At 45.5% G+C, this 18,544-nt stretch carries 20 protein-coding genes; 19 read left to right on the top strand and 1 reads right to left on the bottom strand.

What is annotated here, in order from left to right; all coding sequences use genetic code 11:
- Positions 1–175: 175 nt before the first annotated feature.
- The 9 genes from AC5W14_RS04800 (at position 176) to AC5W14_RS04840 (ending at position 7,933) form a co-directional block, all read left to right on the top strand.
- Positions 176–2,581, top strand: coding sequence for a Na+/H+ antiporter subunit A (locus AC5W14_RS04800; RefSeq protein ID WP_496059906.1), 2,406 nt, complete (start codon positions 176–178; stop codon positions 2,579–2,581).
- On the top strand, positions 2,565–3,008 hold the full coding sequence (locus tag AC5W14_RS04805; protein WP_496193812.1) for a Na(+)/H(+) antiporter subunit B: 444 nt from the start codon (positions 2,565–2,567) through the stop codon (positions 3,006–3,008). The genes AC5W14_RS04800 and AC5W14_RS04805 overlap by 17 nt, the downstream gene beginning before the upstream one ends.
- Positions 3,008–3,346, top strand: coding sequence for a Na(+)/H(+) antiporter subunit C (locus AC5W14_RS04810; RefSeq protein WP_496059904.1), 339 nt, complete (start codon positions 3,008–3,010; stop codon positions 3,344–3,346). The genes AC5W14_RS04805 and AC5W14_RS04810 overlap by 1 nt, the downstream gene beginning before the upstream one ends.
- Complete coding sequence (locus AC5W14_RS04815; RefSeq protein ID WP_496193813.1) at positions 3,339–4,826, top strand: Na+/H+ antiporter subunit D; 1,488 nt, start codon at positions 3,339–3,341, stop codon at positions 4,824–4,826. The genes AC5W14_RS04810 and AC5W14_RS04815 overlap by 8 nt, the downstream gene beginning before the upstream one ends.
- Positions 4,827–4,847: 21 nt before the next feature.
- Positions 4,848–5,330, top strand: coding sequence for a Na+/H+ antiporter subunit E (locus tag AC5W14_RS04820; RefSeq protein ID WP_496059902.1), 483 nt, complete (start codon positions 4,848–4,850; stop codon positions 5,328–5,330).
- Positions 5,330–5,614 (top strand): Na(+)/H(+) antiporter subunit F1, encoded by a 285-nt coding sequence (locus AC5W14_RS04825; protein ID WP_496060095.1) that lies wholly within the window; start codon positions 5,330–5,332, stop codon positions 5,612–5,614. The genes AC5W14_RS04820 and AC5W14_RS04825 overlap by 1 nt, the downstream gene beginning before the upstream one ends.
- Entirely contained in the window at positions 5,592–5,960 is a 369-nt protein-coding gene (locus tag AC5W14_RS04830) for a Na+/H+ antiporter subunit G (RefSeq protein ID WP_496059901.1), read from the top strand. The genes AC5W14_RS04825 and AC5W14_RS04830 overlap by 23 nt, the downstream gene beginning before the upstream one ends.
- Positions 5,961–6,033: 73 nt before the next feature.
- The gene (locus AC5W14_RS04835; RefSeq protein ID WP_496059900.1) at positions 6,034–6,453 is read left to right on the top strand and encodes a VOC family protein; all 420 of its coding nucleotides are present in this window, start codon (positions 6,034–6,036) and stop codon (positions 6,451–6,453) included.
- A gap of 142 nt (positions 6,454–6,595) precedes the next feature.
- Positions 6,596–7,933, top strand: a complete 1,338-nt coding sequence (locus tag AC5W14_RS04840) for an SNIPE associated domain-containing protein (protein ID WP_496193814.1) — start codon at positions 6,596–6,598, stop codon at positions 7,931–7,933.
- A 38-nt stretch (positions 7,934–7,971) separates the two neighbouring features.
- On the opposite strand, the gene AC5W14_RS04845 is transcribed toward AC5W14_RS04840, so the two are convergent.
- Positions 7,972–8,256: a hypothetical protein gene (locus tag AC5W14_RS04845; RefSeq protein WP_496193815.1), complete on the bottom strand. Its 285-nt coding sequence runs from the start codon at positions 8,254–8,256 to the stop codon at positions 7,972–7,974.
- A gap of 291 nt (positions 8,257–8,547) precedes the next feature.
- Between AC5W14_RS04845 and AC5W14_RS04850 the strand changes: the two genes are divergently transcribed.
- From AC5W14_RS04850 to AC5W14_RS04895, 10 genes are all read left to right on the top strand, one after another.
- On the top strand, positions 8,548–9,222 hold the full coding sequence (locus tag AC5W14_RS04850) for a futalosine hydrolase (protein ID WP_496059897.1): 675 nt from the start codon (positions 8,548–8,550) through the stop codon (positions 9,220–9,222).
- Positions 9,219–10,049 (top strand): 1,4-dihydroxy-6-naphtoate synthase, encoded by an 831-nt coding sequence (locus AC5W14_RS04855; protein ID WP_496193816.1) that lies wholly within the window; start codon positions 9,219–9,221, stop codon positions 10,047–10,049. The genes AC5W14_RS04850 and AC5W14_RS04855 overlap by 4 nt, the downstream gene beginning before the upstream one ends.
- Positions 10,050–10,175: 126 nt before the next feature.
- Positions 10,176–10,883: a winged helix-turn-helix domain-containing protein gene (locus AC5W14_RS04860; protein ID WP_496193817.1), complete on the top strand. Its 708-nt coding sequence runs from the start codon at positions 10,176–10,178 to the stop codon at positions 10,881–10,883.
- A complete protein-coding gene (locus AC5W14_RS04865) occupies positions 10,873–12,270 on the top strand; it encodes a sensor histidine kinase (protein WP_496193818.1) in 1,398 nt (465 codons plus the stop codon). The genes AC5W14_RS04860 and AC5W14_RS04865 overlap by 11 nt, the downstream gene beginning before the upstream one ends.
- A 407-nt stretch (positions 12,271–12,677) precedes the next feature.
- Positions 12,678–13,565: a peptidylprolyl isomerase gene (locus AC5W14_RS04870; protein ID WP_496193819.1), complete on the top strand. Its 888-nt coding sequence runs from the start codon at positions 12,678–12,680 to the stop codon at positions 13,563–13,565.
- 65 nt (positions 13,566–13,630) lie between these two features.
- Positions 13,631–14,080: a GTP pyrophosphokinase gene (locus AC5W14_RS04875; protein WP_496193820.1), complete on the top strand. Its 450-nt coding sequence runs from the start codon at positions 13,631–13,633 to the stop codon at positions 14,078–14,080.
- A 118-nt stretch (positions 14,081–14,198) separates the two neighbouring features.
- A complete protein-coding gene (locus AC5W14_RS04880; protein ID WP_496193821.1) occupies positions 14,199–15,413 on the top strand; it encodes a S1C family serine protease in 1,215 nt (404 codons plus the stop codon).
- Between the two features lie 145 nt (positions 15,414–15,558).
- A complete protein-coding gene (locus tag AC5W14_RS04885; protein ID WP_496193822.1) occupies positions 15,559–16,401 on the top strand; it encodes an STAS domain-containing protein in 843 nt (280 codons plus the stop codon).
- A 308-nt stretch (positions 16,402–16,709) separates the two neighbouring features.
- Positions 16,710–18,218 carry a UDP-N-acetylmuramoyl-L-alanyl-D-glutamate--2,6-diaminopimelate ligase gene (locus AC5W14_RS04890; protein WP_496193823.1) on the top strand — a complete coding sequence of 503 codons (1,509 nt, stop codon included), beginning with the start codon at positions 16,710–16,712 and terminating at the stop codon, positions 18,216–18,218.
- A 16-nt stretch (positions 18,219–18,234) separates the two neighbouring features.
- Positions 18,235–18,492: a DUF4190 domain-containing protein gene (locus AC5W14_RS04895; RefSeq protein WP_496059888.1), complete on the top strand. Its 258-nt coding sequence runs from the start codon at positions 18,235–18,237 to the stop codon at positions 18,490–18,492.
- Positions 18,493–18,544: the final 52 nt, after the last annotated feature.

The raw sequence follows: 18,544 nt of genomic DNA on the forward strand, positions 1-18,544 counted from the left end.
ATTAATAATTAGAGGTTTTTTGGAAGCGCTCTCTTTTAAATTATATCATGATCCGAAGAAAGTTTATGTGATTATTATGTGCGAAACAGCCGGGCTTTCTTTATACTAATATATAGGAAGAAAAAAACTGAAAAATGATGGATTCTGTTGTATCCAGTGAGTAGGAGGTTACATTTTGTCCTGGCTCCATTCCGTTGTACTTTTACCCTTTTTATATGCCCTTATGATTCCTTTCCTTTACCGATATGTTTCCCGTATTCATACCGGCTGGTTTGTCCTGCCGCTGCCCCTTATTATTTTTATTGTGCTCGGAAGCTGGCTGGTAGATATCAGTGAAGGAGAGTCGATGCTCTATACGCTCTCCTGGATTCCCTCTTATGGTATTAATTTATCGTTTTATGTAGATGGACTAAGTCTGGTGTTTGGTTTTTTAATTAGTGGAATCGGCGCCCTGGTTGTTTTATATTCTATCTTTTATTTATCAAAAACGAGAGAACTGTTACATAACTTTTACGTGTATATGCTTTTGTTTATGGGAGCCATGCTCGGCGTTGTATTTTCTGACAATCTGATTGGCTTTTATTTATTCTGGGAGCTGACGAGCATTTCGTCTTTTCTTCTGATCGCCTTTTGGTACCAGCGGAAAAAATCCCGGAACGGCGCGCAGAAAGCGATGCTGATTACCGTAAGCGGCGGGTTTTCAATGCTGGTGGGTATTATCATGCTTCATTCCATGGCCGGTACATACAGTATCCGCGGTATTATCAGCCAGACCGGAGAGCTGCAGGATCATTCTATGTTTCTGCCGGCGATGATTTTTGTTTTGATCGGCGCATTTGCAAAATCCGCTCAGTTTCCTTTTCATATCTGGCTTCCGGATGCCATGGAAGCCCCCACACCTATCAGTGCGTATCTGCATTCGGCCACCATGGTAAAAGCCGGGATCTACGCCATCGCCCGCTTTACTCCGTTTTTTGGAGGAACCGGGGAATGGTTTTGGATTATTACATCGGTCGGACTGATTACCTTGTTCTGGGGCGCCATTAATGCAATGAAACAAACCGACTTAAAGGCGCTTCTCGCTTTTTCTACAATTAGTCAGCTGGGCTTAATTACATCGCTTCTCGGAATAGGCTCGCTTGCTTTAGCGGTCCAGGAGGAAGCACAAGCTGCTTTGTATACCACAGCAGTGCTGGCGGCAGTCTTTCATTTAGTAAATCACTCTACGTTTAAAGGCTGTTTATTTATGGTGATTGGCATTATTGACCATGAAACCGGGACAAGGGATACGAGAAAATTAGGCGGGTTAATGAGCCTGATGCCCATCTCGTTTACTCTTACACTGATCGGAAGCCTGGCCATGGCCGGATTACCACCGTTTAACGGGTTTTTGAGCAAAGAGCTGTTTTTTACGAGTTCTCTTTCCCTTGGGGAAGCTGGTGTGTTTTCAGCAGGAGGGGCTGGTCTGCTGATTCCGGCTGTTGCCTGGGTGGCAAGTATTTTCACTTTTGTTTACAGTATGATTCTTATTTTTCATACGTTCCGGGGGAAATACCGTCCGCGGCGTCTTGAAAAAAAACCAAAAGAAGCACCTCTTGGGATGTTGATTTCTCCTGCGGTGCTGGCAGCATTCGTCATTGGTATTTTCTTTGCACCAAACGTGCTGGTTCATTACGTACTTGAACCAATGGTGGCTTCCGTTCTGCCTGGAAATGCCGGCGACTTTTCTATCCATATTGAAGCCTGGCACGGATTTAATACCGAACTTTTCATGACCTTTGGCGTGATCGCGCTTGGAAGTATCTTATTTTGGACCTGGAACAAGTGGAAGGGTGTGTTTACTTTGTTCCCGCAGGTCTACACGCTCAATAATGCGTATGCTTCCGGCATTGTAAAAGCCGAACAAAAAGCGTATTCATTTACAAATCTTTATATGAGCGGTTTAACAAGAGACTATATTCAATATATTTTGGGAATACTTATTCTGCTTATCGGAGGAATGCTGCTGTTCTCAGACAGTATTTCCTTTCAACAGGTAGATGTATCAACGGTGGAAGTGTATGAAATGCTGCTGGCTGCAGGGCTTGTTGCAGGCGCTCTCACAGTCATGCTCGCTTCCAAAAGGCTGACGGCCATTATCGCTGTTGGGGCAGTAGGGTACTTGGTGGCCCTGTTTTTTGTCATCTTCCGCGCGCCGGATCTGGCTTTGACTCAGCTTGTAGTGGAAACAGTCTCCGTTGCTTTGTACCTTCTCTGCCTGCGGTTTCTCCCGGAATTCCGCTTCCGGGAAACGGCAAGAAGCGTACAGATTCCAAACTTAATTATTTCACTCGGTGTGGGTGTACTCATCACTTGTTTCACATTAGCTGCACAGGGAAATAAACTGTTTCCTTCTGTTTCGGTTTATTTCGAGGATTCATACGAATTGGCCGGCTCGAGCAATATGGTGAATGCTATTCTGGCTGATTTCCGCGGGTTTGATACACTGCTCGAAATTATGGTTCTCTGTATTGCCGGATTGGGCGTATATTCCTTAATCAGCCTCCGGATGATGGAAAAGGGGGATGACGGTGAAAATTAATGATGTCATTCTGCAGACCGTTACAAAGATAGTAACGTTCATTATCCTTACTTTTGCAATTTATTTGTTTTTTGCCGGACATCATAATCCGGGCGGCGGTTTTATCGGCGGGCTGGTTATTTCATCGGCTTTGATTTTAATGCTGCTGGCGTTTGATATAGATACCGTTACTCAAACGCTTCCGATTAATTATAAAGTGATTACCGGACTTGGCGTGCTCGTGTCTTTGTTAACAGGAATGGCTTCTTTTGTATTCAATGTGCCTTTTCTAAGCCAGACGCATCTGCAGTTTTATATGCCGATTGTCAACGAAGAGATAGATATTGCTACGACTATTATATTTGAAATAGGAGTGGCTATGGCGGTCGTCGGCACGACGATGACTGTGATTGTAAGCATCAGCCGCAACAAAGGGGATGAGGAATAATGGAGACTGTGATGGCCTTTGTTATTGGAATGTTTTTCAGCATCGGCACGTACTTAATACTAACGAAAAGCCTGCTCCGCATCATTTTAGGAACATCTATTATTGGGCACGGAGCACTCCTGCTGCTGCTGACTATGGGAGGATTAAAACAGGGCGAAGCTCCACTGCTTGGAATAGAGGCGGCCGCTTACGCGGACCCGCTGCCGCAGGCATTGATACTTACAGCCATTGTTATTAACTTCGGAACGACCGCCTTCTTTTTAGTGCTTGCCTACCGGGCCTATCAAGAGTTTAAGTCCGACGACATGAAGAAACTGCGGGGGACAGAGCATGAATAATATAGTGGTTCTGCCTATTGTCATTCCTTTTCTAACAGGGGCTCTGCTCGTTTTGTTTCCTAAACATGTAATGATTCAGCGGCTGTTGAGTGTCCTCTCGTTTCTGGCTGTGTTGGGAACAGCGGTTCATCTGCTGCGCCAGGTCGGAGGGGAAGGCATACAAATTCTCAACCTCGGAGGCTGGGAAGCACCTTTTGGTATTGTGCTTGTAGCGGATACTTTTTCTTTGCTGCTTGTCATCACCTCCGCCATTGTGGCTTTGGGATGCCTGATTTACTCCTTTCAGTCGATTGAATGGGAGAGAGAACGTTTTTATTACTATGCCTTTATTCAATTTCTTATTACCGGTGTTAACGGTTCTTTTTTAACAGGAGACATCTTTAATTTGTTCGTATTTTTCGAGGTGATGCTGCTCGCCTCTTATGTGCTTTTGTCCCTCGGCGGCTTAAAAAAGCAGCTTCGGGCAGGTATTATGTATGTATTGATTAATATTGTTTCTTCTATGCTGTTTATCGTAGCAATTGCCTACTTATATGCGGTCACAGGAACGTTGAATATGGCACATCTCTCTGTGCGTGTAGCCGAGGCGGGGCAGCCTGATCTGCTTACCGCGATCGCGCTGCTGTTTTTAGTCATCTTTGCGGTGAAATCGGCACTGCTGTTTTTTTACTGGCTGCCCGAATCCTACAGCGCCCCGCCTGTCGCTGTTTCTGCTCTGTTTGCCGGATTGTTGACGAAAGTAGGGGTGTACGCCATTTTTCGCATGTTTACTTTGATTTTTTACCACGAACCCGGCATTACGCATAACGTTATCGCCTGGATGGCGGGCCTGACAATGATACTTGGAAGCATTGGGGCTGTGGCGTACGGTAATATCCAAAAGGTACTGGCTTACAACATTGTCATTGCGATTGGGTTTATTGCGGTGGGCATCGCCGTGTTTCAGGAAGCGGCACTCACCGGTGCTATTTACTATTTAATTCATGACATGATCGTAAAAACCCTGCTCTTTCTGCTTGGAGGCGCGATGGTCGGGCTTGTTGGGACCTACCAGTTAAAAGAAATGAGCGGGATGATTCGAAACCATCCGTACTTGGGCTGGATGTTTTTCATTGCTTCTTTTGCTTTAGTGGGAGTGCCGCCGCTCAGCGGATTTTTTGGCAAGCTGCTTGTGCTGCAGGGAACGCTGGAAACCCAGTTTTATGTACTGGGGGCCATTGGGCTGCTTTCCAGCCTGGCCGTATTGTATTCCACCATGAAGATTTTCATGAATGGATTCTGGGGAGAAAACCAGCTGAGCAAGGAGGATGAAAAAACCTCCACGCATGGGCTGCTGCTTCCCTGCACTCTGCTTATATGCGTGAGCCTGTTTCTGGGAATTGGAGTCGAATGGGTGAATCCGTACATTGCAGAAGCGGCTTCTGACTTAATGAACCCCGCCTTTTATATCGAAGCAGTGCTTGGTTCTGCTTACTCGTAATGGAAAAGGAGAGGATAGAAAATGCCGGCGCAAATACTGCTTAATATTTTGATTGCTGTTCTGTGGGCATCCTTTCAAGATGAAGAAGGCATTTATGTAACCACATTAATGACAGGCTATGCGATCGGGCTGGCGCTTATTTTCTCATTCCGCCGCTTTTTTCCAAAGGAATTTTATATGTGGAAGCTCTGGAGCATTATCAAGCTGCTGTTTATTTTTATAAGAGAGCTTATTTCGTCAAGCATTCTTGTTATTCGTCAGATCCTGCGGCCGCGCCTGAACATAACACCGGGCATTTTTAAGATGGAAACAGAACTTTCCACCGACTGGGAAATTACCTTTCTTGCGATGCTGCTGATGCTGACACCGGGTTCAGTAGTAATGGAAGTGTCGGCTGAAGGCAATGTGCTTTATATACATGCAATGGACATACCGGAATCGCAGAATAGAGTCATAGCGACCAAAAATTCGTTTGAGCAGGCTATTATGGAGGTGACCCGTTGATGTTTGATATTGCGATGACTGTCAGCCTTGTATTTTTGTCCGTATCCATTCTTGTCGGCCTGTACCGTGTCATTATCGGCCCTTCCATGCCGGATCGGGTGATTGCGCTTGATGCGATCGGTATTAATTTAATTGCAGTGGTCGCTGTACTCTCCGTTACTTTTCGAACGAGTGCCTATTTGGAAATTATTCTGCTGATGGGGATTATTGCCTTTATCGGAACCGTCGCCTTTTCCAAATACATTGAAAGGGGGATTATCATTGAGTCCAGACGCGGTGATTGAAACAATTGTAGCCCTTCTTCTGCTTATTGGAACCACGCTTGCTCTGCTCAGTGCGATCGGTATTCTCCGCCTCCCTGACGTGTATACCCGGTCCCACGCCGGCACGAAGAGTGCCACGTTAGGCGTATTGTGTACGCTGCTCGGCACTTTCATTTTTTTCGCTGGCATGGAGAACTTTGTCAGCGTCCGTTTGATATTAGGAATTTTTTTCGTGTTTTTAACAGCTCCGGTAGCCGGTCATCTTATGTGCCGGGCCGCTTACCGTTCCGGTGTGCCGATGTCGAGCCGAAGCGTCCGGGATGAATTGAAAGAGGTTCTCCCCGTAGAAAAAGAAGAACAGCGTTGAACGGCGAAAGGAATCAGGCCGCCGGCGTAGAATAAATACTATAATAAATAAAACACAGAAAGCGGGGACTGAAATGAGTATGCAGGCAGAACGGATTTTTGTTAACCTTCCAGTAAAAGACTTACAGAAATCGATCGACTTTTTCTCGGGAATCGGGTTTGAATTTAATCCTCAATTTACAGATGAAAATGCCACGTGCATGATAATCAGTGAAACGATTTTTGCTATGCTTTTGACAGAACCTTTTTTTCAAACGTTTACGAAAAAAGAGATCACCGACACCTCCCGGAGCATAGAGGCTATAACAGCTCTGCAGGTGGACAGCAGGGATAAGGTGGATGAAATCATCCGCAGCGCGGTCCAGGCCGGCGGAACATCCCCGCAGGATCCGGCAGAGCAGGGATTTATGTATGGAGCGAGTTTTGAAGACCTGGACGGCCACCTATGGGAAGTAATGTATATGGATGAAAGCGCAGCTGATCCAGAAGGCTGAAACGGGGAAGGTGCTGCCGGATTCTGCAGCATCTTTTTTTATGTTCTGCCCGGAAAAGAAACCATCGTTCGTTTCTTCCGCTTGCTCTGGTACTGTGATAAGCTAGAAAACAGTTACGTATTTTTTTGAAAAGAGGGATCATATGGGAAGCTACGATACGCTTCTAACAATTTTTACAAAAGAAGTGAAACGGGAAAACGAACGTCTCACTGCCAGCTGTTACGGATGGTGCCGTTCTGAACTTTCAGGGCCTCAGGAATTTCCAGGCGCTTTTATCGTCACGAACGAACGAGCTATGTTTTTAAATAAAAAGTATAAGCCGGAAGAGTCTATCACATTTGATTACAAAGAAATAAAAAATATAAAGCTGCTGGATGAGCGGAAGTTTGGATTTGAATCCGGGGCTTACAGCATTACGCTTAGAGATATTAAACAGGCGAAAGCCGGTGACGTAGCAGCGGAGCTTTCCAATCAGCTTCAGCAATTTCAGGCAGAAGCAGAAGAAACCGAACTTGAAGAAAAAGAAGACCTGCAGACGCAGGTTCCGTTTGCGTATGTACCATTTACGTATCAAGATCAATGGTGGTATTCCACCTGGTTTATTACGGTGTTGGGTATTCTCGCTGTTCCTACGCTTTTTCTAAGCGGTGTAGCTGCTATTATTTTAGCGAATGTGCAGAAAAATAAACGATTGACGATTACCCACCATTATCAGGAGATGAATAAAGAGTTAAACAAGCGGTTCCAAGAAAAAGTGCTTCAGCTTGAAAATGAATTCTCCGACAAAAGAAAGCTGTACGAACACGATATGGCGCAGCGGACTGGAGAAATGGCTGCGCTGGACAGAACGATTGAATCGAAAAACCAGGAAATGACTAAGCTGTGGGATCAGCAGAATTCTTTTGGGGCCCAGATGGAATCGCTGCAGAAATCAAAGCGTCATCTGGAAGAAGAACATGAGCAGCTCGGCATGAAAGTCATGGAGCTTGCCGAAACAGCAAGTATCACGGAAGGCTACCGGAAGCTGAAAGAAGAAGTGAATCTTCAGGACGTTCATGCGTTTGAACGAGCCTTTGATTTTAAAGAAGCGGATGAGTACCGCACTCTTTACCACAGCTGGAAAAAACAGCAGCGTGATATGATTACGGAAGACCGTGCTGTACTGATCCATGAAGGCGCCTTTGACGCTTCAGAGGAAGAAGAAGTACCGGCTTCCCACGTGAATATGAAAAAAATGATGCTGCGTGCGTTTAACGAAGAATGTGAGCTTACAATTACCACCCTGGTGGAAGGTCAGTTTGAAACAGCGACTAAACGTATTCATAAAGCATTTGACCAGATTAATATGCTGGCTCTGCCTTTTGGTATGGAAATTACGATGGAGTATTTGGATGCAAAAATTGCTGAGTTAAACGTCTGCTATGAAATGCTGGCAGCGACCGGGGAAAAAGATATTTTATTAAAGGAAAAAGCAAAATAAGCAGACACGGCCCCGCGGCCGTGTCTGCTTATTTTTTTTCAGATAGGTTCGTCCAGTCGCTGCAGGGAAGGCGGCTCCTCTTTGTTTCCAAGCACGAGAAAGGTTGCTTCTTCTCCGGGGGCCAGGTCACAGGTGAATACGTCCGAGCCGCCGGATTCTTTTTTTACCTGTAGGTGGTGCACCCCAGGTTCTACTGTGTAAGACAGCTTCTGATTTCGTTTGATTCGTCCGGTTTCCTTTTCATCAATCAGTAATTGAAATCCACGCAGAACCGCGTAACGTTCTTTTCGGCGGACAAATGTAACAGTTGAGGATGCTTTCATTTGCTTACCCCCTTCGTATGGATGGATAGAAAAAAGGTTTTTTCTATCGTATCACATTCTGCATGCCCCATAGTCATTATTTGGAAAGACTTTCTGCTGAAATTGTTGAAAAAGAACGAAGAAAGTAACGGCACCGCTATATTTGTTGAGAGCAGCATGATATTCTATTCGTACCATTTATACTGTTATATTTCTTGTTCATTCTGGCAGTCCTACTAGCCAATCTATTCTACTATGCATTACACTGAATATAATCGTACGAATGGTGTGAATGGAAAAGGAGATAGGATGATGAATTTCCCTATAAATAAAGACAGAGATTACCATATTCTTGTCGTTACGTCTGTTTCGGCTGAAAAAGACGCTGTTCTCAGAGGTCTCAATGCGTCAAGCAGCTTTGATGTAGTGACAGCAGGAGTCGGCGCGGCCGCGGCGGCGGCCGCTACAGCCGCCGCTTTGGTCCGAACCCGCTACGATCTTGTTGTAAGTGCAGGCATTGGCGGAGGATTTGAGGGACACGCGGAAGTAGGTTCCCTCGTCATTGCTAATGAAATTATCGCAGCTGATCTGGGAGCGGAAACAGAAACGGGTTTTCAGACGATTAAGGAAATAGGCATGGGGCCGGATCGCGTGCTCGTGGATGAAGGGAAAATAGAGATTGTGAAGCGTGCGCTTCGTTCTTCAGGTCTTGTGATCAACATCGGGCCTGTGCTGACACTGTCTACCGTCACCGGGACAGCCCATACAGCAGAAAGGCTGTCCCGGCAGGTTCCGGGAGCAGCAGCAGAAGCGATGGAAGGATTTGGTGTCGCTACAGCTGCAGAAATGTTTGGCGTGGATTCGATGGAAATTCGGGCTATATCCAACGTTGTGGGTCCGCGTGACCGCTCGGCCTGGCGAATCAATGAGGCGCTTGAGACACTTGAAGCTGCCAGTTCTATATTATCGGAGGTGCTGATTGAATGAATATAGCTTATTCTCCATGCCCTAATGATACATTCGTGTTTCATGCCTTGGCGCATGGCTTAATAGAAGGAGCCCCCGACCTGGAGGTTCAATACGCAGATATTGATATTACCAATACATTAGCAGCCAAAGGAGAAGGCCCGGAAGTAATGAAAATTTCCTTTGCGGCACTTCCTTACGTACTGGACGACTATGCGCTGATTCCCTGCGGTGGCGCACTCGGACGAGGATGCGGACCGCTGATTCTGTCAGCAGACGGGAAAAAACCGGAAGAACTGGGAGGCAAAATTGTAGCGGTGCCAAGCGAACGCTCTACAGCGTATATGCTTTTCCGTTTTTGGGCCAAGCAGATGATGCCGGACAGCCTGCCTGTCATTAAGGTGATGCCGTTTGACGATATTATGCCGGCTGTACAGGAAGGACGTGTGGACGCAGGCCTGGTGATTCACGAAGCGCGGTTTACTTATCAGAACTATAATCTGCATATGATGGAAGACTTGGGAGACTGGTGGGAAAAAGACACCGGCCTTCCTATCCCGCTTGGTGCTATTATTGCGAAACGTTCGCTTGATACAGACAAAATAACGGAATGGGTACGGGCTTCGGTTGATTATGCCTGGAAGCATCCAGAGTCATCAAAGGACTATGTGATGGAGCATGCCCAGGAAATGTCTACAGACGTAGCCGAATCGCATATTGATTTATATGTGAATGAATTTACACGTGACCTTGGAGAAGACGGTTTTGCCGCGGTGGAATCTCTACTGACTCGTGCAGCAGCGGAAGATATTGTTCCTGCTTTTGATCTTTCCAAATTAAGAAAATAACTGCTGATATGCAGGGACAGCCGGATTTTTCGGCTGTCTTTTTCTATGTCCCGGCTTATTTTTCCGGGCAGGCTTGTGGTATTATGCTTATACCTTTACAAATACAGATAATGGATGGTGCCTCCGATGAAAATTTTAGTCGTTGAAGATAATGCAAGCGTTCGTTCCATGCTGGATATGTTTTTTTCCAAAGAAGGGATTACAGGAACCTTTGCAGAAGACGGCCTGAAGGGATACGAGCTGTATAAGCAGGGAGAATGGGACCTGCTTATTCTGGACTGGATGCTTCCCGGTATGGACGGCGTGACGCTCTGCCGGAAGATCAGACAGGAAAAGGGCAGTGTGCCGATTATTATGCTTACGGCTAAAGACAGTGAATCCGAGCAGGTGATCGGCTTTGAAATGGGTGCCGATGATTATGTCACAAAGCCGTTCAGCCCGCTTGCCCTGATGGCACGGATACGAGCGGTTACAAGACGAACAGCGGGTGTGACGGAAGAAGCGGAAGATGATCATATTATTACGTCGCGTTATTTTAAAATAAATGACCGTACGAGAGAAGTATTCTATAAAGAGACGCCGGTGCTGCATTTAACCCCAAAAGAATTTGATCTGCTGCATTTTTTAATAAAAAACCCAAGGCAAGTGTTTACGAGAGAGCAGCTGCTCGAGCAGGTGTGGGGCTATCAGTTTTACGGGGATGAGCGCACGGTGGATGTGCATATTAAAAGGCTGCGCAAGAAAATTGAGAGCGAAGAACACACGATTTTCCATACCATCTGGGGCGTAGGCTATAAATTTGAAGAAACGGAAGCTGTGTCTCATGAAGATTAGGTATATGTACCAGCTGTTGGCAAGTCATCTGGGCGTGTCGATTCTGGCACTTCTGCTTCTCGGTCTGCTGTTTGTCAATTTCGTGGAGGAATTTGTGTATCAGGATAAAGTAGATGAACTGACGGCCTACGGAGAAGATATTTTAACAGATCTGGACAGCGGCGTCAGTCCGGCATCCCTCTCGCCATATAGTGAAGTGCTGCGCGTGCAGAACATTAATTTCAGCGTGTTTGATAATGAAGGAAGGGTGCTTTATCCGGAAGCGGGCAGCTTTCCCAACCCCCAGTTGACGGATGAGGAGTGGTCCCGTATTCAAAATGGGGAGCTCGTCGAAGAAACGCGTGATGCAGGACGCTTTGACCAGACGGTCTCCCTTGTCGTGCTGCCTTTTTTTGAAAATGGAGATTTCTCCGGCGGCGTGCTGCTCGTCTCCCCTATCAGCAGCTCTGCAGAAATCATCGCCCAGATCAATCAGTACCTGCTTTACACAGCGCTGATTGCGCTCGTAGGGGCGCTGCTTCTCAGCTACCTGCTGTCCAGGTTTCATGTCAATCGGATCCAGCGGCTTCGAAACGCTACGTCTTCTATTGCGGAAGGGAATTATGATGTAGACGTTCCTTCGTCTGATTTTGATGAAATTGGAGAACTTGCCAGTGATTTTCAGGAAATGGCCGCTGATTTAAAGCGTTCCAACGCTGAAATAGAAAGCCTGGAAAACCGGCGCCGCCAGTTTATTGCCGACGTTTCGCATGAAATGAGAACGCCGCTTACGACAATTAAAGGAGTGATCGGCGGACTGGAAAGCGGCATGATTGAAGAAAGACAGAAAGAAAAAGGGCTGCGTTTGATCAATGAAGAAACAAAACGGCTGATCCGGCTCGTAAATGAAAACCTGGATTATGAGAGAATTCGTTCGAACCAGCTGGTGCTGCAGAAAGAGGCGGTGCAGCTCGAAGAAGTATTCGAAATTATTAAGGAGCATTTAATCCCTCAGGCTGAAGAAAAGCAGAATCAGATTATTATTGAAGCAGATCCTCATGTCACGGTGTCTGCTGATTACGACAGGCTCACCCAAATTTTGATGAACATTACAAAAAACAGCATTCAATTTACAGAAAAAGGTACGGTGTGGCTCCGTGCCCGGGAAGAAGAATCGGAAACGGTACTGGAGATTGAAGATACCGGAGAGGGCATTGATCCGGAAAAAATTAAAACAATCTGGCGCCGTTTCTATAAAGCGGATATCTCAAGAGCCAACGTAACATTTGGGGAGTTCGGGCTCGGCCTCTCCATTGTGAAGCGTCTCGTGGAGCTTCATGAAGGAACAATTGAAGTAAAAAGTGAAAAAGGGAGAGGAACGACCTTTACCGTCCGTTTTCCTAAGTAAAGCCTAAAAAACCGCAGGGGAAGTCTCCTGCGGTTTTTTAGGCTGTTGAAAAAGACGATAAAGACGTATTTTTATACAAAAACCTGTACAGGGGTGCTTTCCGCAGGCCATGCCTCAGCTAAAGAGGAAAAGAACGACCTCTTTATCTTCACCTATGGCTGTTCTGCAGGAGTCACCCCTGTGTATTTTTCTTTTCACCTTTTCAACAAAGTGTTAAAAGAATTCGAGATCGTGTATAGATATACAAGGTGAAATAGTTTCTCGACAACCTGTAAAAACCGCAGGGGAAGTCTCCTGCGGTTTTTTAAAGTTTCTTTGTTCTTTCATAGTCTGTTCATAGTTTATTCATAATTCCCGATTATGCTGGAAGAGTAACCAGAACAGACAAAAAGAAAGAGGCGTTCAATATGTTTAAAAAAGGAAAAAAGAGATATTTTATTGGGCTGGTTATTGCAGCGGCTGTAATAGGGCTTTTAATTACAGGGTTCAGCCGCAGCGATGCGGTAGCTGAAGTCGGCGATGAGACGATTACAAAAGATGAGCTGTACGATGAAATGGCTGCCTCTTCCGGAGAAGCAGCGCTGGATACGATCATTACAGAAAAAGTAGTTGACGCCGAAGCCAAAAAAGCTGAAGTGAAGGTCACGCAGAAAGAAATTGATGAAGAAAAAGCAACGCTGGAAGAGTCCTACGGCGGAGCAGAAGGACTGGAATCGGCTGTATCCCAGAGCGGCCTTAAGATGGAAGATCTGGAAGAACAGATAAAGACGACGTTGAAAGTCGAAAAGCTGATGGAAGCAGATATTTCCGTCTCAGATGAAGAAATTGAAACATACTATGAAGAAAACAAAGACTCGCTCGGCGAGCCGGCGCAGGTAGAAGCCGGCCATATCCTGACAGAAGACAAAGAAACAGCGGAAGAAGTAAAAGCAAAGCTTGATGAAGGAGACGAGTTTGCAGAGCTGGCCAAAGAATATTCGACCGACACGGCTTCGGCTGAAAATGACGGGGAACTGGGATTTTTCGGCAAGGGAGAAATGGCGGAAGCATTTGAGGAAGCTGCCTTTGCCATGAAGAAAGATGAAATAAGTGAGCCGGTGGAAACGGAATACGGCTTCCATATCATCCACGTCACCGATAAAAAAGAAGCAGAGGAACCGACTCTTGAAGACAGCAGAGCGGAGATCAAAGAAACAATGAAAGACCAGAAGCTTGATACAAATTACACGACCTGGCTGGAAGAAACAAAGAAAAAATACGATATAAAAAATTCCTTAGCAGATGAGCAGGAATAAAGATGCAGACCAAGGCAAACAGCTGGGAGATCTGCTTAATGAAAAGGCGATTCGCCCTCTGTGAGATGGAAACGCGACTGCACATTCTAAACGAAGAATTTACAGTGCTGCACGAGCATAATCCAATTGATCATATGGTGTCGAGAATCAAATCACAACAGGCCATTGAAGAAAAGCTTACACGAAAAGGATTTCCGGTCACGGAGGCGATGGCGGAAAACCATATTCGGGATATAGCCGGACTGCGTATTGTCTGCTCGTTTACAGATGATGTCTACCATATCAGCCGTCTTATTGAAGATCAGGCAGACCTTCTTCTTATGCAGAAAAAGGATTATATCGAAAATCCGAAGCCAAACGGCTACCAGAGCCTACACTTAATAGTGGAAGTACCGGTAAACCGTACAACTACCAGCAGATCCGGACGATGGCAATGGATGTATGGGCCAGCCTCGAACACAAGATGTACTATAAGTTCCGCCATGATGTGCCCAAGTACCTGCAGGAAAACCTAAAAGAGTCTGCCCGGACCTTGTATGAGCTTGATGAAAAAATGAATACCCTAAAAAAAGAAATCAATATGTTTCACGCGCTGCCATCGATTCGAATATAAAACAAAAGGAGGCATGACCAATGGGATACTATAAAGAAAAAACAGAAGGTACGTCGGACAAAAAAACAAAAAGAGGCTACTTTTTATCAAGTCTCTCCGGGCTGGTGGCCGGAGCGGTTATTATGATGGCTGCAGGCCCGCAGATAAGCGGAACGGATGGAAGCGGGAGTGGAGCTGATGCACAGACAAGCGGACAGACTGCTGCAGAAACGGTTTCTTACGATGTGAATTCGGATGTGACCGAGGCTGTGGATAAAACGAGCGATGCCATTGTAGGGGTGACTAATCTTCAGGCTGCCGCAGCTCAAAACGGTTTATACGAAGAGAGCACGAACGCCGCCGAAGAGACGGAACAGGAAGCAGGAACAGGATCAGGGGTTATTTATAAAAAAGACAGTGGAGAAGCTTACGTGGTGACCAACAACCACGTGGTCGAAGGCGCTGATCAGGTGGAAATTACGCTCGCAGACGGAACCAAAAAAGAAGCAGAAGTACTGGGGGAAGATGTCTGGACCGATCTGGCTGTGCTTAAAGTAGATGGAAGTGGTGTTGATACGGTGGCAGAATTTGGAGATTCGTCCGTACTGAAATCCGGGGAACCTGTCATTGCTATTGGCAATCCGCTTGGAGAACAGTTTTCCGGATCGGTTACAACAGGTGTAGTCTCCGGAACAGAGCGTTCCATCCCAATCGATGTAAATGAAGACGGCACCGCAGATTGGCAGTCAGAAGTCATTCAGACCGATGCAGCTATTAATCCAGGTAACAGCGGAGGGGCTTTGATCAACTCCCAGGGGCAGGTAATCGGAATTAATTCCATGAAGATTGCCCAGGAAGCGACGGAAGGAATCGGCCTGGCCATTCCAATCAACAGCGCCCAGCCAATTATTAATGACCTCGAATCAAACGGAGAAGTGAAACGCCCTGCGTTAGGCGTAGCGCTGCTTGATTTAACCTCCCTCCCCCAGCAGTACCAGCAGCTTAATCTTCCGGAAAACAGGACTACAGGAGCCGTGGTGCAGTCGGTGGAGCCTGGTTCTGCTGCAGAATCAGCTGGAATTGAAGAACTTGATGTGATCATGGGTGTGGATGACGAAGAAGTAGCCAGTATGTCAGAGCTCCGCCAGTACGTATATACGAATAAAAATATCGGGGATAACTTAAACGTAACGGTCATTAGAGAAGGAAAAGAAAAACAGCTGACGCTGACCCTGGACAGAGGAGAGCAGCTCTAATAGAGAAAGGACAAATGACGTTAATGTCATTTGTCCTTTATTATTGGACTATATGACTGCCGGCACTTATGTAATGCATATAATTTATGATAAGCTGGTACAATGAAAATTACGTAACAGAAAAAGTAATGCGAGGTAGGTATACGTGAAGGAAAAAACAGCTAAAAATTACGACCAGCTTCTGCACGATTATTTATTATCCCATTCCAGTCAGTTAAGCGAAGAATGGTATGATTCGATAGATGATAGTGATCCCTCATCCATTTACGCCTCTAATGATCCGGAAACAACAAAAAAACTAAAAGAAATGAATACTACATTCATTCAGCAGTTTGTTGAAATATTTAATACGGAAGAAGAAGAATTTTATGAGGAATTTGAAAAGAAGTTTGCAGATACAGTAAAAGAAGAGGAATATGTCAATACACCGCTTATTACACTGCAAAGAGAATTCTCACGCTACCGGGACATGGTGCTGGGATATATTAAATCCTTTGTTAAAAGCCATCACGGGGAAGTCTCCCAGGATGAACTTCTCGCCTGGAATGAAAAAGTGACCAAAGCTTTTGATTTTACGATACAAATGTTCATGCGTGAAGCGATTCAAAAAACAGATCAGCAGCTAAAAGAGCAGGAAGACGTCATTAATGAACTCAGCTCCCCGGTTATTGTTCTGAAAAAGCATCAGGCGCTTCTGCCGCTGATCGGCAATATTGATGCAGCCAGAAGTGAGATTATTGCAGAAAAGACGCTGGAAGAATGCCGGCAGAAAGATATTGAGCATTTATTTATCGACCTGTCCGGTGTGCTCAGCATAGATCAGTTTGTTGCACAGAAAGTGATGGATTTGTCTCACGCTTTAAAGCTGATCGGTATTGAAACGATTCTTTCCGGGATGCGTCCGGAAATTGCCCAGAAATCGGTAAACCTGGGGATCTCATTTAAAGAGGTCCGGGTCGTAACGAATTTGAATGACGCGTTATTTTAGAAATAGAGGGCAGAAAGAAACAGCTGTCTCTATCGATAGGTAAAAAGGCTGCGCCCCTGGACGCAGCCTTTTTTAGATTGTCGAGACATTATTCTATTATATAATCTTTTTAATAAAGAGAATTATTTTACTTATTATGCCAAATAAAACAAAGGCTGTTAATGATAATGGGTGTAAGTTGAAAAAAATGTGTCCGGCGGGGTACACTTTACTCGATCTTATTACTTGCCTGTATTTTCCTGCAGGGGGAAAAAGGAAAAACAGGCTCTTGTATAAATGGCGAATAAAGATAGAGAGCAGGCCAATGAATGTATATACAGTTCCCCGGAAACCATATATTCGATTACATCAAGGTGTTCGGCAAAGAAGACGGCGAGGTTACTTCTATAGTATTTGATTCCCGGAAGTCCCAGAAAGGCGCTGTTTTTTTCTGCATGAAAGGGTTTAACGAAAACGGAGAAACCTTTATTGAGGAAGCGCTAAACAAAGGGTGCACAGTGGTTGTAAGTCAGAACGGGCAACGAATGAAAGATTTAAGTATACGCTATCCCGATCTTACATTTATCGAAGTATTGAATACGAGAACAGCGGCAGCCCAATTTTCCGCCGCATTTTATAACAACAGTTACCGTTCTTTATTCTTAATGGGAGTAACAGGCACGAACGGAAAAACGACAGTGGCCTCTTATATACGCTCGATCTTTAATGCGCTGGGGAAACCTGCCGGAATGATTGGCACGAACGGCATCTGGTCTTCCAGGGAAAAGCTGGCGTTTCGGGGGAGTACCCCGACGACTCCGGAGGCTCCTGATCTGCACCGGATCTTCTCTGAATATGTAAAACAGGGAGAAGAGGCGGCTGTGATGGAAGTGTCTTCTATTGCGCTTGATCAAAAAAGGGTGGAGGGACTTCTATTTGATGTCGCCGTGCATACGAATTTGTCGCCGGAACATATGGAATACCACAAAACGTTTGAAAACTACCGGGAGGCTAAGCTGAAATTATTTAAACAGGCTGATAAAGCCGTAGTGAACGCAGACGATGTATTAGGGGCGGAAATTCTTTCTGTGTTTCCGGGCAGCGTATTAACGTACAGCCTCGACCGGGAAGTGCCGGCAGATATACATGCATATGCCCTTACGCCATCTGATGCGGGAACGAGTGCAATAATAGAAATGAACGGAAAAACTCATAACGTTTTTCTGCCGGTGTTTGGAGAATACAATGCAGCCAACGTACTCGCTGCGGTCTGTACAGCGCTGCACGGCGGATATGCGCTAAACCGTGTACTGGAAGCAGCGGAAAAAATAGAACCGGTGGAGGGCAGGTTTCAAGTAGTATGGGGGAAGCAAAAGCAGAAAATCATTATAGACTATGCCCATACGCCAACGGCAATGGATCAGCTTTTAAAGGAAGCGGAAAAGCAGAACGGTCGGCGGATTATATTAATGCTGATGGGAATAGGAATACGTGATTTTTCCAAAATGCCCCGAATGGCAGAAACAGCTGAGGGTAGAGCGGAGCATATTGTCGTTTCTGTAGATCATCCGGGTGAGCATGAGCCACAGGTGATCATAGACAAAGTGCTTTCCGGGTTTAAACATCCTGATGATCCTTCCATTCATACCGCCCCCACTAGAAAAGAAGCCGTTCAGAAAGCATTGTCTCTTTCAGAAGAAGGGGATATAGTTTTGTTGACGAGCGGTTGTATAAATGGGGCGCAGATTGTAAAAGGACAGTCCATTCCCCATTCAGATGAACAGGTGATTGAAGACTATTTTGCAGAGAGCGGCTGTAATCAGCAGTACTCTATATAAAAGGAGACAGCAGCATATGGCACAAGAAGCAGAAGTAAACAGAGACGCTATTGTAGCAATGGTATTTGGCATTTTATCTTTATTTGCACCGGTTATTGGTATTATTTTTGGGGTGATGGCCATTATCTTTGGGAAAAACGCCCGGAAAAAAATAAAAGCAGCCCAGGAAAAAGGCATGGCGATGGCTGTTACAGGAATTGTGTCCGGTATCGGCGGCATTTTATTTTCCCTTTATCTCATTACGTTTATGATTGTTCTCGTCGTTCAGGCATAAAGAAATGTTTATAAATAGATCTGTATAGGGTATAGCGATTACCATAACTAAC

The organism is Sinobaca sp. TMA16-18, assembly GCF_059510535.1.

Excerpts from the sequence above, each read along its gene's own strand:
- AC5W14_RS04835 (WP_496059900.1), top strand. The coding sequence starts at position 6,034 with ATGAGTATGCAGGCAGAACGGATTTTTGTTAACCTTCCAGTAAAAGAC.
- AC5W14_RS04820 (WP_496059902.1), top strand. The coding sequence starts at position 4,848 with ATGCCGGCGCAAATACTGCTTAATATTTTGATTGCTGTTCTGTGGGCA.
- AC5W14_RS04875 (WP_496193820.1), top strand. The coding sequence starts at position 13,631 with ATGGAAACGCGACTGCACATTCTAAACGAAGAATTTACAGTGCTGCAC.
- AC5W14_RS04825 (WP_496060095.1), top strand. The coding sequence starts at position 5,330 with ATGTTTGATATTGCGATGACTGTCAGCCTTGTATTTTTGTCCGTATCC.
- AC5W14_RS04815 (WP_496193813.1), top strand. The coding sequence starts at position 3,339 with ATGAATAATATAGTGGTTCTGCCTATTGTCATTCCTTTTCTAACAGGG.
- AC5W14_RS04880 (WP_496193821.1), top strand. The coding sequence starts at position 14,199 with ATGGGATACTATAAAGAAAAAACAGAAGGTACGTCGGACAAAAAAACA.
- AC5W14_RS04895 (WP_496059888.1), top strand. The coding sequence starts at position 18,235 with ATGGCACAAGAAGCAGAAGTAAACAGAGACGCTATTGTAGCAATGGTA.
- AC5W14_RS04805 (WP_496193812.1), top strand. The coding sequence starts at position 2,565 with ATGACGGTGAAAATTAATGATGTCATTCTGCAGACCGTTACAAAGATA.
- AC5W14_RS04845 (WP_496193815.1), bottom strand. The coding sequence starts at position 8,256 with ATGAAAGCATCCTCAACTGTTACATTTGTCCGCCGAAAAGAACGTTAC.
- AC5W14_RS04850 (WP_496059897.1), top strand. The coding sequence starts at position 8,548 with ATGAATTTCCCTATAAATAAAGACAGAGATTACCATATTCTTGTCGTT.
- AC5W14_RS04870 (WP_496193819.1), top strand. The coding sequence starts at position 12,678 with ATGTTTAAAAAAGGAAAAAAGAGATATTTTATTGGGCTGGTTATTGCA.
- AC5W14_RS04890 (WP_496193823.1), top strand. The coding sequence starts at position 16,710 with ATGTATATACAGTTCCCCGGAAACCATATATTCGATTACATCAAGGTG.
- AC5W14_RS04840 (WP_496193814.1), top strand. The coding sequence starts at position 6,596 with ATGGGAAGCTACGATACGCTTCTAACAATTTTTACAAAAGAAGTGAAA.
- AC5W14_RS04860 (WP_496193817.1), top strand. The coding sequence starts at position 10,176 with ATGAAAATTTTAGTCGTTGAAGATAATGCAAGCGTTCGTTCCATGCTG.
- AC5W14_RS04865 (WP_496193818.1), top strand. The coding sequence starts at position 10,873 with ATGAAGATTAGGTATATGTACCAGCTGTTGGCAAGTCATCTGGGCGTG.
- AC5W14_RS04810 (WP_496059904.1), top strand. The coding sequence starts at position 3,008 with ATGGAGACTGTGATGGCCTTTGTTATTGGAATGTTTTTCAGCATCGGC.
- AC5W14_RS04855 (WP_496193816.1), top strand. The coding sequence starts at position 9,219 with ATGAATATAGCTTATTCTCCATGCCCTAATGATACATTCGTGTTTCAT.